At 37.7% G+C, this 13,799-nt stretch carries 13 protein-coding genes; 7 read left to right on the top strand and 6 right to left on the bottom strand.

Going from position 1 to position 13,799, the window contains the following annotated elements:
* Nucleotides 1–12: 12 nt before the first annotated feature.
* From GS03_RS10180 to GS03_RS10170, 3 genes are all read right to left on the bottom strand, one after another.
* Complete coding sequence (locus GS03_RS10180; RefSeq protein ID WP_136152437.1) at nt 13–444, bottom strand: MarR family winged helix-turn-helix transcriptional regulator; 432 nt, start codon at nt 442–444, stop codon at nt 13–15.
* 143 nt (nt 445–587) lie between these two features.
* Nucleotides 588–971, bottom strand: coding sequence for a hypothetical protein (locus GS03_RS10175; RefSeq protein ID WP_136152436.1), 384 nt, complete (start codon nt 969–971; stop codon nt 588–590).
* Nucleotides 972–1,013: 42 nt separating this feature from the next.
* Nucleotides 1,014–1,421 carry a hypothetical protein gene (locus GS03_RS10170; protein ID WP_136152435.1) on the bottom strand — a complete coding sequence of 136 codons (408 nt, stop codon included), beginning with the start codon at nt 1,419–1,421 and terminating at the stop codon, nt 1,014–1,016.
* Nucleotides 1,422–1,733: 312 nt separating this feature from the next.
* Between GS03_RS10170 and GS03_RS10165 the strand changes: the two genes are divergently transcribed.
* Nucleotides 1,734–1,991 carry a helix-turn-helix domain-containing protein gene (locus GS03_RS10165; protein ID WP_168710298.1) on the top strand — a complete coding sequence of 86 codons (258 nt, stop codon included), beginning with the start codon at nt 1,734–1,736 and terminating at the stop codon, nt 1,989–1,991.
* A gap of 465 nt (nt 1,992–2,456) precedes the next feature.
* Nucleotides 2,457–3,227 carry a S1/P1 nuclease gene (locus tag GS03_RS10160; RefSeq protein ID WP_136152433.1) on the top strand — a complete coding sequence of 257 codons (771 nt, stop codon included), beginning with the start codon at nt 2,457–2,459 and terminating at the stop codon, nt 3,225–3,227.
* A gap of 213 nt (nt 3,228–3,440) precedes the next feature.
* On the opposite strand, the gene GS03_RS10155 is transcribed toward GS03_RS10160, so the two are convergent.
* The 3 genes from GS03_RS10155 to GS03_RS10145 all read right to left on the bottom strand — a co-directional run bounded on the left by GS03_RS10155 (nt 3,441) and on the right by GS03_RS10145 (nt 5,814).
* The gene (locus GS03_RS10155; RefSeq protein ID WP_136152432.1) at nt 3,441–3,770 is read right to left on the bottom strand and encodes a YegP family protein; all 330 of its coding nucleotides are present in this window, start codon (nt 3,768–3,770) and stop codon (nt 3,441–3,443) included.
* A gap of 119 nt (nt 3,771–3,889) precedes the next feature.
* Nucleotides 3,890–4,669, bottom strand: coding sequence for an FRG domain-containing protein (locus GS03_RS10150; protein ID WP_136152431.1), 780 nt, complete (start codon nt 4,667–4,669; stop codon nt 3,890–3,892).
* 92 nt (nt 4,670–4,761) lie between these two features.
* Nucleotides 4,762–5,814, bottom strand: coding sequence for a type I restriction enzyme HsdR N-terminal domain-containing protein (locus GS03_RS10145; RefSeq protein ID WP_136152430.1), 1,053 nt, complete (start codon nt 5,812–5,814; stop codon nt 4,762–4,764).
* Nucleotides 5,815–6,212: 398 nt separating this feature from the next.
* Here GS03_RS10145 and GS03_RS10140 point away from each other — a divergent pair, with 398 nt between their 5' ends.
* From GS03_RS10140 to GS03_RS10120, 5 genes are all read left to right on the top strand, one after another.
* Nucleotides 6,213–6,854 (top strand): DUF6266 family protein, encoded by a 642-nt coding sequence (locus GS03_RS10140; protein WP_317128573.1) that lies wholly within the window; start codon nt 6,213–6,215, stop codon nt 6,852–6,854.
* Between the two features lie 301 nt (nt 6,855–7,155).
* The gene (locus GS03_RS10135) at nt 7,156–7,734 is read left to right on the top strand and encodes a TetR/AcrR family transcriptional regulator (RefSeq protein ID WP_136152428.1); all 579 of its coding nucleotides are present in this window, start codon (nt 7,156–7,158) and stop codon (nt 7,732–7,734) included.
* A gap of 204 nt (nt 7,735–7,938) precedes the next feature.
* On the top strand, nt 7,939–9,069 hold the full coding sequence (locus tag GS03_RS10130; RefSeq protein WP_136152427.1) for an efflux RND transporter periplasmic adaptor subunit: 1,131 nt from the start codon (nt 7,939–7,941) through the stop codon (nt 9,067–9,069).
* Nucleotides 9,070–9,136: 67 nt separating this feature from the next.
* Nucleotides 9,137–12,310 carry an efflux RND transporter permease subunit gene (locus GS03_RS10125; RefSeq protein WP_136152426.1) on the top strand — a complete coding sequence of 1,058 codons (3,174 nt, stop codon included), beginning with the start codon at nt 9,137–9,139 and terminating at the stop codon, nt 12,308–12,310.
* Nucleotides 12,311–12,341: 31 nt separating this feature from the next.
* A complete protein-coding gene (locus GS03_RS10120; RefSeq protein ID WP_136152425.1) occupies nt 12,342–13,745 on the top strand; it encodes an efflux transporter outer membrane subunit in 1,404 nt (467 codons plus the stop codon).
* Nucleotides 13,746–13,799: the final 54 nt, after the last annotated feature.

Here is a 13,799-nt window from a genome sequence, read left to right as displayed (position 1 = left end):
CTATTATCTATTTTAAAATATTTTCTTTTCCGAAATCAACTCATTAATCACATCAGCCACTTCCATAAAGTTTTGAAGCTTTTCCTCTGATATATTCTTTCGGATAGTGTCATTGAATTTCAATACCGTTTCTTTAGACTGTGCTCTCATCTCTTTTCCGAAATCGGTTAAGTAGATCAAAACACCACGACCATCATCAGGGTTTTTCTTTCTGATGATTAAGCCTTTTTCTTCTAAGGTTTTTAGTGTACGGGTTAAACTCGTTGGTTCCATTCCCATTCGGGTGCTTATGGCTGTAGATGGTGTTCCGTCTTCTTTATCGATGCTTAAGAGCGCAAAACCAATGGCCATCGAACCTTCAAACTTCGAAGCTTCTTCATTATACATTCTGGCAACGGCTTGCCAGGTAGCGCGGAGGATATAATCTATAGTTTTATCTTTCATATTTTACTATATCGATTTCTTTTGAAGTTCAAAGATACAAAATATTTATTATGCACGCATAGTATTTGTGTTAAATTTATTAGTGAAAGAGAAAAAAGATAATAGACGAATAGATAATAGACAGTTCTTTTAAAGTTGATCTTCTATGTTCTCAATAGTTTAAAGAATAGATAAGGAGCTAAGACAAGCCAAATAGGAATCAATAACCATAAATGTCCTTTGGTGATATTGTAAGCATCCAATAATTGAGCCCAGGAATTCCCTCTGTAAAGACCAAAACCAAATTCAAATCCTAAGGTTAGCATCATCCATACTAATCCAATACCTAATGATTCAGTTTCTGATTGTGGAGGGTGTTTTTTAATGACGAAAGCAATATAAATCCCTAAAAGCAACATTAGCGACACCGTCGATATCTGATGCGCAATCAATTCATTGCTGTATTTGGTATACCATAAATCCCTTGCTGCACCATTAATGATAGCAAGAATAAGCATGGGGAACCAAAGCAAAAAATATTTTAGCATAGCTTTTTTATATTAAGCTACACTGTTATGATGGTTGAGCCTTTATCTTTTTTTATACGACTTGTAGGTATCTGAAAGGATAATGATAGCTAAAAGTAAGGAGAAAAAAGCACAAACCTGTAATCTTCCGGTTCCAATTTCAAGAATATGTAACGACAGACTAATCAACCAAATGATAAAGATGTTTGCGTTGAAGATGCCCGAAAGTATATAAAAGAAATTAGCCTCTACCGGATTTGCTTTCTTCCTGAAGTGAAAAATCAACCGGATAAGTAATAGCAGACCACCAAGCACCACTGCTGCCACTGCGGTATATACGAAATTGAGGAATAAGCCCAAGCTGTGGATTATCTCATCCTTTTCGGTGAAATAGTCAAAGAACAGATACAAGCTCCAGATGTTTAACAGCACAAAGCTAATCACGGCATAGGTTAAAATTTTCTCTTTCATTTTTTGGGTTTTTATAAAGGTACGGAAATTAGTGGGAGTATTGGTATGGTTTAGGTTTTTAAATTAAGAGAATAGATGATAGACGGATAGAAAATAGACTATAGAGGCTAAACTTTAAAGAGACTATCTATTATCTATCCGTCTATCATCTATTAGTCTATTTCTTAAAATTCCCTTAAGATTGAAAAAACCTACAATAAACCAAAACCTACAGGCACAGCTTTTGTAAGTTGGCTTGTAAGAACTAAGGACTGCCGTCTCACAGCCTGATTAATACTTTAGCTTATGAACCAAAAGTACCTTATCATGATTATGGGGAAGTTATCCGAGCTGGAAGCCCGCATTGAAGCCCTACACACCACAAAAACAGAAGAAGTTTTATTAGACAGTCTTGATATGCAGCAATTACTCCGCTGCAGCAAGTCGACTTTACAACGGCTACGCAATAATGGAGACATACCCTGCAACAAAGTAGGCAGAAGATACTTTTATCCAAAGAGTTTTTTTACTCAGGAATTTGTAAATAGCATTATTAAAGGGGAAGATCCGTCAAAGAAGTTTGATGATTGAACTGCAACGTCACTTCGAGTGATTTTTAAAATTGAGAACGCAGTTCTTTATTTTAAAAATAATATCGAGAAGCTTCTGTTTACGTAAGGGTTCTCGATACACTTTTTGTTCCACTGCGTTTCACAAAAACCACTCGAACTGACGGTAAGCTGGTAGTCGTCACTTCGAGTGATTTTTAAAATTAAGAACGCAGTTCTTTATTTTAAAAATTGTATCGAGAAGCTTTGTGTAAAGCGAGGGTTCTCGATATTTTTTTCTTTTGCCTTGATGCCATGTACTCACGTTAGCTAGACCAAGGAGAAAGAAAATAGAAAATAGAACAAAGAACATAGATTAGTTCTCTTTAAGCTTTAAAGTCTATTATCTATTCTCTATTCTCTTTCTTCTTTCTTAAGGTTTTTTAACAAAATACTAACTCCCTGCATTTGTAATTCCATTACTTTTACCCTCATAAATCCACAATTTATGAGACATAGAATCTACACCACAACGGTTTTGACCGTTGCACTGCTTTTGGGCAGTACCCAACTATTTGCCTGGGGTAACGAAGGGCACAAACTCGTTGCCGAAGTTGCCTTTAACTATATGAATGAAAGCACCAGAAAGAACGTCATGCAATACCTTGATGGCATGAGCCTTGAGGAGGCAGGTAACTGGATGGATGCCATCAAAAGCGACTCTGCAAACGATTATATGAAACCATGGCATTATATCAATATTGAAAAAGGGGCTACGACACCGGCTGAAGGCGACAATATTGTCATCATCTTAAACCGCATCTTAAAGGAACTCGACCACAAGGAAACCTTATCGCAGGCCGAAATCAAAAGAAGGATATTGTTACTGTTCCATCTTATAGGCGATTTACACCAGCCGCTTCACGTGGGGTATCTTTCTGATAAGGGTGGGAATACTGTGCAGCTTAACTTTATGGGAAGTCAGGGAACCAACCTTCATTCTACGTGGGATTCAAAGATTATTGAATACAAGGCAACTACATTATCGGAGGTGCTGAACAGCAAAAAATACAGCCCGGAGGCATTGGCAGCCGTACAGAAAATAGATGTAATAGGCTGGGCAAAACAGTCAAGAGGGTATCTAAAGGAAGCCTATACGGCAGGTACCAAGGTTGATGACCGTTATGTAGATGCGGTATATCCTATTATCAAAACGCAATTATTGGATGCCGGTATTCGTTTGGCAAGTGTGTTAGAGCACTATTTTAAAACGGCTTAAAAAAAGCAAAGAGGCAAGAAGCAAGAAGAAAGAGTATTCACAATGAATAGACTTTCGCTTTATTGTAAACCTTATCAATCTTTTCTCTTGCTTCTTTATTCTTTCTTTTTTTCTCTAAAGCTTTCATGAGTGTTAGGTAATAATAGGGGAGTCATAAAAAAAAGCGAAAGATGTGAGTCTTTCGCTTTTTTATTTAGATGCTTTAAAAAGCCATTAGCTTTGGTCATCAACATCTGCCGATGGTGCATTACTCTTTACCGATTCAATACCATTATCTCTTGAAGCGATGCTTTCATACATTTCACTGCTGCCTATAATCTGTCCGTTGGTAGCCGTTAAATTAAAATAAGGCTTACCGTTTGATGATGTTTTTCTGTCATAACGGTTATCATCAGTTGCGTTCTTTTTAACTGACTCTATACCATTGGTACAACCTGCTTTTGAGGAATAACCTTCACTTGTTAAAATAGTTTGACCGTTACCGGCTTTCAGGTTGAACTGAAACTCACCATTTGCTCTTTTGGTAATCACGAATTTTCCCATATTTTATGTTTTTAAGTTTTTTGATTAGTATGTTTACACAAAGTTACAGAAAATACTTTTATCACAAAAGCATGTTTATCAGGGAATGTAATTTCGCGACATCTGGAGTGGGACTGTAGTTAGAATTTATACTTAGAATTCAATTCTCTTGATAACCCTTCCAAGTCTGGAAAAATTGATGATTCGCTTATTCCTGCTAATTTTAATTGTTCTAACATCTGACTACGCTCTTTGTATGAAATGTTGATTTTAACAATTTTTTTTGACCTATATTTTTTATAAACTGAGTTTATTGTTGTGTTCCCACTGTGAAGTGTGAAGCATCCCTTTTGACGTAAAACACGTTCGTTTGAATATGTTGGGGAAATTGCAATTGGTAATTCTTCTTTCTGATTCTGAAAATTTAAATATTCCGAAATTAATGTTTTATTCAAATCATCATTAGTTCGGATAATTACTGTTTTATTTAATGACAACATATTTAATTCTTCAGGATTAATAATCCATATGCAAGGATCAATAAATGGATTATCTCCTTTATTGAGTTTTAATGAAAAAAATAATGCAAATAAGTAACCTTCAGTCCAATCTAAGAGCCTTGTTTTTAAACCAAAATGTTGCATAAGGAAATACCATTCATTGTTATCAAAAGTTTGACCTGCAATAAACCCTTTTGCTTTATCAAGAAATTCCTCTGTTAGATTTTTTTCAGATTCAATTGAATACTCTTTTGTCCTAAAAATACTTGGTATTAGTTTGTAGTTTTTATTTGCGTGCCCACGAAACCAAATTTTATTTGATTTAAAAATTTCTTGACTAGCAAAGTCAATATGAATAATGTATTCCTCAAGTGATTTTATTGTCTTTACTGATTGCAAAAAATCGGTGCCTTTAAACATATTTTAAATATTTTTCAATCCTTAGATTCAATTCCTTAATTTAATAACTAATTGTACACTATGTTCAGTGGCTTGGTTCAGTTGCTATTGATTTAAACTATCAATCCCAAGTTATTCAAAGCAGAATCTAATAACTCTTTCTTCAATTTTGTGATTGATGCAACAGTTACTTCTTCTAAATCATAGCGAAAGCCATTGATTTCAATAGTTTTTACTTTTTCCTTAAAGACAAATGAACATATATTTTTGGTCTGATTTTCATCAACTATAATTGCAAATTTATTTTTCATATCACGAAATTTAATTCTCGTGAGTTGAGGTTCCTTGATCTTGGTTGACATTGCTAAAATTGTTTTTACAACATTGTAAGCTTTAATTTCTTCATCAGTAGTAATAATACCTGAATTTGAATCAGCAATTTCTTTTCTAATTACTTTATCTAATGCAGTTTTAATAGAAACAGAATTTACTAATAGTTTTATCTGGTTAAGTATTTTATCAGAGGAGCGTTGACCGCCCATGTTTTTATAAATCAGTTTAGCCAAATCATCACTCGGATTAGATAAGGTTTGATAAAGAGCGTTATCAAATTCATCCAGAAAATAAATATCTTCCGCTTCGACTAGAATATCTTTTATTTCAAGATTTTGATGATTAAATAATGCTAACTTTTCTATATCAGCCGTTTCATATGTCAATAAGTTGAATGTAAAGAAGGGCTTTGGATTTAATCCTTTCTTTTGTTTGATATCAATTGCATGAAAATTGTATATGATTCCATTTGTGACTATACCAATTTTGGCTGATGGAGTATATAAACAATATTCATTCAACTGTCTAAAATGGTTGTCGTTTAAGTTCGTGGTTACACTTTTGCATTCAACTAACATTACGGGGTCTTTTTTACCTAAAGTAATTGCAATATCAACACGTCTATTTTTTTTATCGGCCATGTCTGCATAGTACTCGTGAGTATAATGGTCAATTTTTTTATAGTTTAAATGATTTAGAAAAGTATGAATCAGGTTATCCCGTGTTTGCGTTTCATCTTTACTAGCTGCAATTGCTTTTTTAAAATCCCAATTATCCAAACTCTTTTTTAGGTTATTGGTTACTTGTCGTAGTCTTTTTGAGTCGAGAGCCATAGATTAGTTTTTTATTTATTTGAAAAACAATACGTTTATCGAATAGCTAACTTAATCAAATCCTCTATATCTTACATCTAATTGTTAATAACTTACCTACATTTTAACGTGTTTTATTCCATCATTGTTCGGGTGTTGTTCGCAAAAACCACCCTTTTTGCGAACAACACCCGAACGTTACCCGAACAACACCCGAAGCGCGTTATCAAAAAAGGCTATTTGAGGTGTCATAAGGTGTCAAAACGAGTCAGTAGGTGTCAAAAAGACTCATAAGGTGTCAATACGGTTCACTAGGTGTCAGGCTGTTGTGGTGGTAAACGGGCTACTGTAGCTTTGTCCCAATCAGTTACCAAATGGGCTGAGGAATCATTTTAGTAATCCCTAAAAAAGTAACAATTATGGGAACATACAACAAGGGCATACTTGGCCCATTTTCAGGAAAAGTTGGTACAGTGGTTGGTGCCAACTGGCGCGGTAAAGACGTGATGCGTTCACTGCCAAAAAAGACAGATCGTACGCCAACCGAGACGCAGCTGTTGCAGCGCGAGAAGTTTACCGCGGTAAGCAATTTTTTAACTCCCATCAGCAATGTACTCTCATTGTATTATGGGTCGGGTAGTGGGGAGCTTACCCGCAGAAACCAGGCGATGTCCTATCACATGAAGGATGCCGTAACCTATGTTGACCCCAACTTTGAAATCCTGTTCGACAAGGTGCAGATAAGCAAAGGGGATTTGTTGGGTGTTCAAAACCCTGCGGCTTCGAGTTCGTCTCCGGGGGAAATTAAGTTTACCTGGGAAAACAACTCTGAGCAGGGTAGTGCCAAAGCTACAGATCAACTGGTAGTGGTGTTGTATTCTCCGATGGAGGATATTTATTATACCAATGGTAATGCCGCTACCCGTGATGCCGGAACAGTTACGCTAACATTGCCTGCTTATTTCTCAGGGTTGGAAGTGCAGGTTTGGATTACGTTTGCTTCAGCAACGGGGAAAAGTTATGCGACGAGTGTGTATTTGGGGGCGGTTACGGTGAGTTAGTATTTCTACATTCGTCACTTCGAGTGATTTTTAAAATTGGGAACGATAGTTCACGAGTTTAAAAATAGTATCGAGAAGCTTTGCGTAAAGTGAGGGTTCTCGATACATTTTTTGCTCCACTTTGTTTCACAAAAAACACTCGAACTGACGTAAGTCATCTCTTCATCTATTTTCTTTTTATCCTTAACCCCTTAATTTCACTGGCTTTCTGCAGAATTTAAAAAATAATTGTAAAAAAAAGTTAATTCTGGAACAATCGTTTCAAAATTAATTATATCTTTGTCCCAGAAATTTGAATACCATGGCACGCAGTGTTGAATTTAATGAATGTGAGATTATTGAAAAAGCAATGAACGTCTTTTGGGAAAAAGGCTATCACGGTACTTCAATGCAGGATTTAGTAGACGCCATGCAGATTAACCGAAGCAGTTTATACAATACCATTGGTGACAAACACTGTTTATTTATAAAATGTGTTACCGTTTATGCCGAAGCTGCATTAAAGGAAACCAAGGAAAAGGTTGCTAAGGAAAAATCAGCGTTACAGGCGTTAATCAATATCATTCGTGATAAGGCAGCCTGGGTAGTCGATTCTGAAAGAGGATGTTTGGGTATCAAAACCGTTTTTGAAATAGCACCCGAAGATGCTGAGGTTAGAAATGTCTTAATGAAAAATGGTGAATTGTACCTGAAGCTATTGACAGACATAATCCAAAAAGCAATAGACGACAAAGAGTTGGATGGCAGAGAAGAAGCGTCTTTATTGGCAGAATATATCATGACGACATTTACCGGATGGAAACAGGCTTTTATATTAAACCAGGATCCAATCATTATAAAGAAAATGTCTGAATACCTTATTAAAAGTATTACCCGTTAATACTTTTTTTTAACACTAATTCTGGAACAATCATTTCAAAAATGAATGTGTGGAAAAAGTATATTATTTTTTAAAAACAGCTTTAATTCTGGAACAATCGTTTCAGAATTAAGAAGTTAACAAGCATCAATAACTAACAACTCTATTCTTATGAAAACACGAAATCAACAGAAACAATCAATACTAACAACAAAATCTAATCTTATGAAGTCAATTATTACTTTGAGCCTAGTTGCTCTATTCTTAGCGAGCTGTGCCGATAAAAATGCGGGCGCTCCGGCACCTGCTCCGGCAACCTTACCGGTTATGGATGTGGCTTATGCTTCAGCCAGCACCGACACTGAATATCCTGTAGCCATACAAGGAAAAACAGATGTTGAAATCCGTCCACAGGTAAGTGGAACATTGGATAAAATCTATGTGGATGAAGGAGCCTATGTAACAGCAGGACAGCCTTTGTTTAAAATTAATGACAATCCGTACCGTCAGCAATACAACAATGCTACGGCAAGTTTGAATGCGGCAGAAGCAGCCGTAATCAACGCCCAGTTGGAAGTAGAAAAACTAACACCTTTAGTAGCCAACAAAGTGGTATCTGACTATCAGTTAAAAACAGCCAAAGCTAATTTAGCTATCGCGAAAGCAACGGTAGCACAATCAAAAGCGGTGGTAGGAACAGCGCAGATTAATTTGGGCTATACTATTATAAAAGCTCCTGTTAGTGGTTACATTGGAAGACTTCCAAAAAAACAAGGCAGCTTAATCAGCCAGGCTGACCCTGAAGCATTGACGACACTTTCGGATATCAAAGAGGTATATGCTTATTTCTCTTTGAGTGAAAATGATTTCATCAACTTTAAATCGCAGTACAAAGGGAATTCCCTTAATGATAAACTGAAAGGATTAGCTCCGGTATCGTTGGTATTGTCAGATGATACGGTTTATCCACAACTAGGAAAGATTGATATGATAGATGGTCAGTTTAACAAAACAACGGGCGCTATTACATTGAGAGCCAAATTCCCAAATGCCAACGGTTTGTTACGTTCGGGAAATACAGGAAAGGTAAAAATCAGCATCAGCCATCAGAATGCCATTGTGATTCCACAAGATGCAACAATAGAAATTCAGGATAAGGTATATGTATTCCTTGTAGATAAAAAGAACGCGGTAGCCAGACAGCCAGTTGTGGTGTCAGGAAAAAGCGGTACCGATTATTTAATCAGTGAAGGCATTGCTACGGGAGACCGAATCGTACTTAAAGGTTTTGAAAACTTACCTGATGGCGCTACTATAGTTCCAGAAGCCGCTAAAAAAGCAGTAGCCAAATTATAATCAACATCTAACAACACCCGAGGCGTAGCCGAATTGTTTGGAGCGCAGCGGAAAAAAAATCTTAATCATGTTACAAAAATTTATTGACAGACCAGTGCTGTCAACAGTCATCGCTATACTTATTGTTATCCTCGGATTCATTGGGTTAAAAGCCCTTCCGTTGCAACAATTCCCCGATATTGCGCCACCATCAATACAAGTAGTTGCCCTTTATCCGGGAGCTAATGCCGAAACGGTATTGCGTTCGGTAGCACCATCACTAGAAGAAGCCATTAACGGAGTGGAGAATATGAGCTATATGAGCTCGACCGCCAGTAATGATGGATCCTTGGTTATTACGGTAAACTTTAAATTGGGCACCGACCCAGACCAGGCAGCCATAAACGTACAGAACAGAGTATCACAAGCCACAAGCCAATTGCCTACGGAAGTAGTTCAGGCGGGAATACAGACTACCAAAAAACAAAACAGTTTGTTGATGGTAGTTGATTTATACACCGAGAATGAAAAACAATACGATCAAACCTTTTTGAACAATTATGCGCAGATAAACATTATCCCTGATATTAAAAGAATTCCCGGAGTAGGACAGGCTTTTATTTTTGGAGGTAATAAGGATTATTCGATGCGTGTTTGGTTGAATCCTTCCAAAATGGCAAGTTATAAGCTAAGCTCTCAGGAAGTTTTGGCAGCCATTCAGGACAAAAATCTTGAAGCAGCACCGGGACGATTTGGAGAAGGGAGCAAAGAAGCTTTTGAATATGTAATTAAATACAAAGGAAAATTGAACAAGCCATTGGACTATGAAAACATTGTAATTCATTCCAATGCAGATGGTTCTGTACTTCGATTAAAAGACGTTGCCCGAGTGGAGTTTGGTTCATACACTTATGGAAGCAGCACACGTATTGATGGTAAATCAGGATTGAATATTGGTATTTTCCAATTGCCGGGTTCGAATTCAAGCGATGTTCAGATTGCGATTAAAGCCATGATGGAAAAAGCCTCTAAAGATTTTCCGAAAGATGTAAAACACCTTATTCTGTATAACACCAAAGACTCTTTAGATTTATCTATTGCACAGGTAGAGCATACTTTGATTGAAGCCTTTATATTGGTATTTATTGTAGTGTTTTTATTCCTTCAGGATTTTAGAGCAACTTTAATTCCGGCGATTGCGGTTCCGGTTTCTATATTGGGAACCTTCTTTTTTATGCAGGTCTTTGGATTCTCAATCAACTTACTAACCCTTTTTGCCCTAGTGTTAGCCATCGGAATTGTAGTTGATGATGCGATAGTCGTCGTCGAAGCCGTTCACGAAAAAATGCACAGTAAAAGGTTGTCTGCCAAAGCGGCTACTACCTCAGCGATGAGCGAAATTACAGGTGCGATTATCTCGATTACTTTAGTAATGTCGGCGGTGTTCCTACCGGTTGGATTTATGGAAGGCTCAACAGGGGTTTTCTACCGTCAGTTTGCTTTTACCCTGGCAATCGCCATTGTGATTTCAGCAATAAATGCGTTGACGTTAAGTCCGGCACTGGCGGCTTTATTCTTAAAAGATGTACCTCATGATGATCACCATCATGGAGAAGCTAAGCCTAAAAACTTTAAAGAGAAATTCTTTGTTGGTTTCAATAGTGGTTTTACCAAATTAACCAATCAATACATCAACAGCTTACGCTTTTTAATCAAAAACAAGTGGGTGAGTTTTGGTGGATTGGCTGTCGTAATCGTGGCAACCGTTTATATGGTAAAAACGACTTCTACCGGATTTATACCTTCGGAAGACCAAGGGTTTATTGCTATTTCGCTTTCAATGCCGGCAGGTGCTTCTTTGGAAAGAACTAAAAATGTAATGAAAGAAGTAGAAGGAAGCTTAGGGAACCTGCCATCTAAAAAAGTATTGAATGTCATTTCAGGTTTTAATATGCTGACATCTTCAACCAGTGCTTCGGCGGGAGTGGCTTTCATATTGCTGAAACCTGCAAAAGAGCGCGGAGAGCATGAGGATATCAATGATATTATGAATGATGTGCGTGGCAGACTTTCCGGCATAAAAGGAGCAAATTTCTTTGTGTTTACTTTCCCAACCGTTCCTGGTTTTAGTAATGTTGACGCTTTGGATATTGTCTTAAAAGATAAAACAGGCGAAAGCATCAGCAAATTTAGTGGTGTGAGCAATGCCTTTATTGGCGAGTTGATGAAACGACCTGAGATTGCATTTGCCTTTACAAGTTTCAAAGCCGATTACCCACAACTCGAAATGGAAGTGGATGATGTAAAAGCCGAACAATTGGGTGTGAATGTTAGAGATATTCTCCAAACGATGCAAACCTATTACGGTAGTGCTCAGGCGTCAGATTTCAATCGATTCGGAAAATACTACCGTGTCATGGTTCAGGCAGAAGTTGGGTCAAGAACCAGTGTAGAATCTATGAATAACATTTTTGTCAAAAACAGACATGGTGAAATGGTGCCTATAGCTTCGCTGGTAAAAATGAAACCTATCAATGGTTCAGAAACGGCTTCGCGTTACAATCTGTTTAATTCTATTGGAGTTAATGCCATTGCCAAACCAGGGTTTAGTTCAGGTGCTGCCATCAAAGCGGTACAGGAAGTTGCCGAAACCAAGTTGCCAAAAGGCTATACCATTGAATTCTCTGGCTTGACTAAAGAAGAAATAGAATCTTCAGGACAATCGGCCTTGATATTCGGATTGAGTTTGTTGTTTGTATTCTTCTTATTGGCAGCGCAATACGAAAGTTATATACTTCCGATGGCGGTATTATTATCGATACCAACAGGAATCTTCGGAGTATTTGCAGCGATTGGCTTAACGGGAATTGAGAACAATATTTATGTACAGGTTGCCTTAATCATGCTTATCGGATTGCTGGCTAAAAATGCGATTCTGATTGTAGAATATGCAGTGCAAAGAAGAAAAGCAGGGAAATCATTATTAGCATCAGCTTTAGAAGCAGCCAAGTTACGTTTGCGACCAATTATCATGACATCTTTTGCTTTTGTTGTTGGGCTTACGCCAATGATGCGCGCTACAGGACCATCGGCATTGGGTAACCACTCAATTAGTATTGGTGCGGCAGGTGGAATGGTTTCAGGAGTAATCTTAGGAATCTTTATCATCCCGGTGCTGTTCATTACGTTCCAGTATTTACAAGAGTTGGTAACGGGTAAGCCATTGGCGGTTATTAATAACGAAAAACGTGAACAAGTATAATTTATACCAATAGTAAAAAAATAATCAGATTATGATACAATATATAAAAGCGAGTGTAGTGATGTTGGCTGTAATGGCCAGCTTCACAGCATTTGCCCAGGAAAAGCAAAAAGCTGAGGTTCCCGGAACTTACAGAAACACAACGGTTAGCGACACCACAACTATAGCTGACATCAAATGGAAATCCTTTTTTGAGGAAACCGATTTGGTAAAACTAATCGACGGCGCCTTGGCAAAAAATAACGATTTGCAAATTGCCGATAAGAATATCGAGATTGCCAACAAGCAGTTCAAACAAAGTAAATGGGGCAACGTTCCGCAATTGAATGCTGCTGTAAATGCATCAAGTACACGGCTTTCGGATAACAGTTTTAATGGGATTAACATTCAACAAGCCTTAGGACAACACCATGTGGATGACTATTCGGCAGGATTAAATTTATCTTGGGAAGCCGATATTTGGGGTAAAATCAGAAACCGTAAAAAAGCCGCACAGGCAGCTTACCTTCAGACAGCCGAAGCGAAGAAAGCATTACAGACAGTAATTGTTGCCAACGTTTCAAAAGGTTTCTATGATTTGCTGATGCTGGATGCGCAATTGGCGATTGCCAAAAAAACACTAGAGCTGAATGACAGCACCCTTTTTGCCGTAAACCTACAGTATGAAGCAGGGCAGGTTACCTTGTTAGCCAAAGAACAAACCGAAGCACAAAGACTGATTGCAGCTCAATTGATCCCGGAATTGGAAAAAAACATCCAGCTTCAGGAAAACGGATTGAGTGTATTGTCGGGGACTTTTCCGGATGCTAAGGAAAGAGCAAGTAAGTTGGAAGCCATCATAGTAAAGGAAAACCTTGCTGTTGGAGTTCCGTCACAATTGTTAAGTAAAAGACCTGATGTGAAAAGTGCGGAGTTGGCTTTAAAAGCTGCCAATGCCCGAGTTGGAATTACCAAAGCGAGCTTGTATCCTTCATTAAGCATTACGGCTGCCGGCGGAGTTAATGCCTTTGAGTCGAGTAATTGGTTTACGATACCGGCATCACTATTTGGTTCGGTTGCCGGAGGTCTTACCGCTCCGCTATTGAATGGAAAAAGACTGCGCACCCAATACGAAGTTGCCAAACTAGAGCGTGACCAGGCAGCGATACAATTCAGACAGACTGTTTTGGTTGCGGTTGGTGAAGTGGCTAATGCTTTAGTAAAAATTGAAAAACAAAAAGAACAATTCACACTTGCCAGTCAAAGAGTAGCAACACTTACCAAAGCGGTTAGCAATGCTAATTTGCTTTTCAGAAGCAGTATGGCTACCTATTATGAGGTAAACAATGCACAGGGTAATCTTTTGCAGGCAGAATTAGAATTGGCTGCCATTCAAAAAGAAAGATTGTCATCTAATGTAGAGTTATATCGTGCGTTAGGTGGCGGATGGGAGTAAAGAAAAAAGAAGAAAGAGTAAAGAAAAAGATTAAAAATAACAACCAAACTAACA

Source organism: Flavobacterium sangjuense (genome assembly GCF_004797125.1).
In the GTDB taxonomy this organism is placed as follows: domain Bacteria; phylum Bacteroidota; class Bacteroidia; order Flavobacteriales; family Flavobacteriaceae; genus Flavobacterium; species Flavobacterium sangjuense.
This window is presented reverse-complemented; position numbering and strand designations above follow the sequence as displayed.

Bases quoted from the DNA above. Each gene is read 5' to 3' on its own strand.
- GS03_RS10180 (WP_136152437.1), bottom strand. From the start codon at position 444: ATGAAAGATAAAACTATAGATTATATCCTCCGCGCTACCTGGCAAGCC.
- GS03_RS10120 (WP_136152425.1), top strand. From the start codon at position 12,342: ATGATACAATATATAAAAGCGAGTGTAGTGATGTTGGCTGTAATGGCC.
- GS03_RS10135 (WP_136152428.1), top strand. From the start codon at position 7,156: ATGGCACGCAGTGTTGAATTTAATGAATGTGAGATTATTGAAAAAGCA.
- GS03_RS10125 (WP_136152426.1), top strand. From the start codon at position 9,137: ATGTTACAAAAATTTATTGACAGACCAGTGCTGTCAACAGTCATCGCT.
- GS03_RS10150 (WP_136152431.1), bottom strand. From the start codon at position 4,669: ATGTTTAAAGGCACCGATTTTTTGCAATCAGTAAAGACAATAAAATCA.
- GS03_RS10170 (WP_136152435.1), bottom strand. From the start codon at position 1,421: ATGAAAGAGAAAATTTTAACCTATGCCGTGATTAGCTTTGTGCTGTTA.
- GS03_RS10165 (WP_168710298.1), top strand. From the start codon at position 1,734: ATGGGGAAGTTATCCGAGCTGGAAGCCCGCATTGAAGCCCTACACACC.
- GS03_RS10160 (WP_136152433.1), top strand. From the start codon at position 2,457: ATGAGACATAGAATCTACACCACAACGGTTTTGACCGTTGCACTGCTT.
- GS03_RS10130 (WP_136152427.1), top strand. From the start codon at position 7,939: ATGAAGTCAATTATTACTTTGAGCCTAGTTGCTCTATTCTTAGCGAGC.
- GS03_RS10145 (WP_136152430.1), bottom strand. From the start codon at position 5,814: ATGGCTCTCGACTCAAAAAGACTACGACAAGTAACCAATAACCTAAAA.
- GS03_RS10140 (WP_317128573.1), top strand. From the start codon at position 6,213: ATGGGAACATACAACAAGGGCATACTTGGCCCATTTTCAGGAAAAGTT.
- GS03_RS10175 (WP_136152436.1), bottom strand. From the start codon at position 971: ATGCTAAAATATTTTTTGCTTTGGTTCCCCATGCTTATTCTTGCTATC.
- GS03_RS10155 (WP_136152432.1), bottom strand. From the start codon at position 3,770: ATGGGAAAATTCGTGATTACCAAAAGAGCAAATGGTGAGTTTCAGTTC.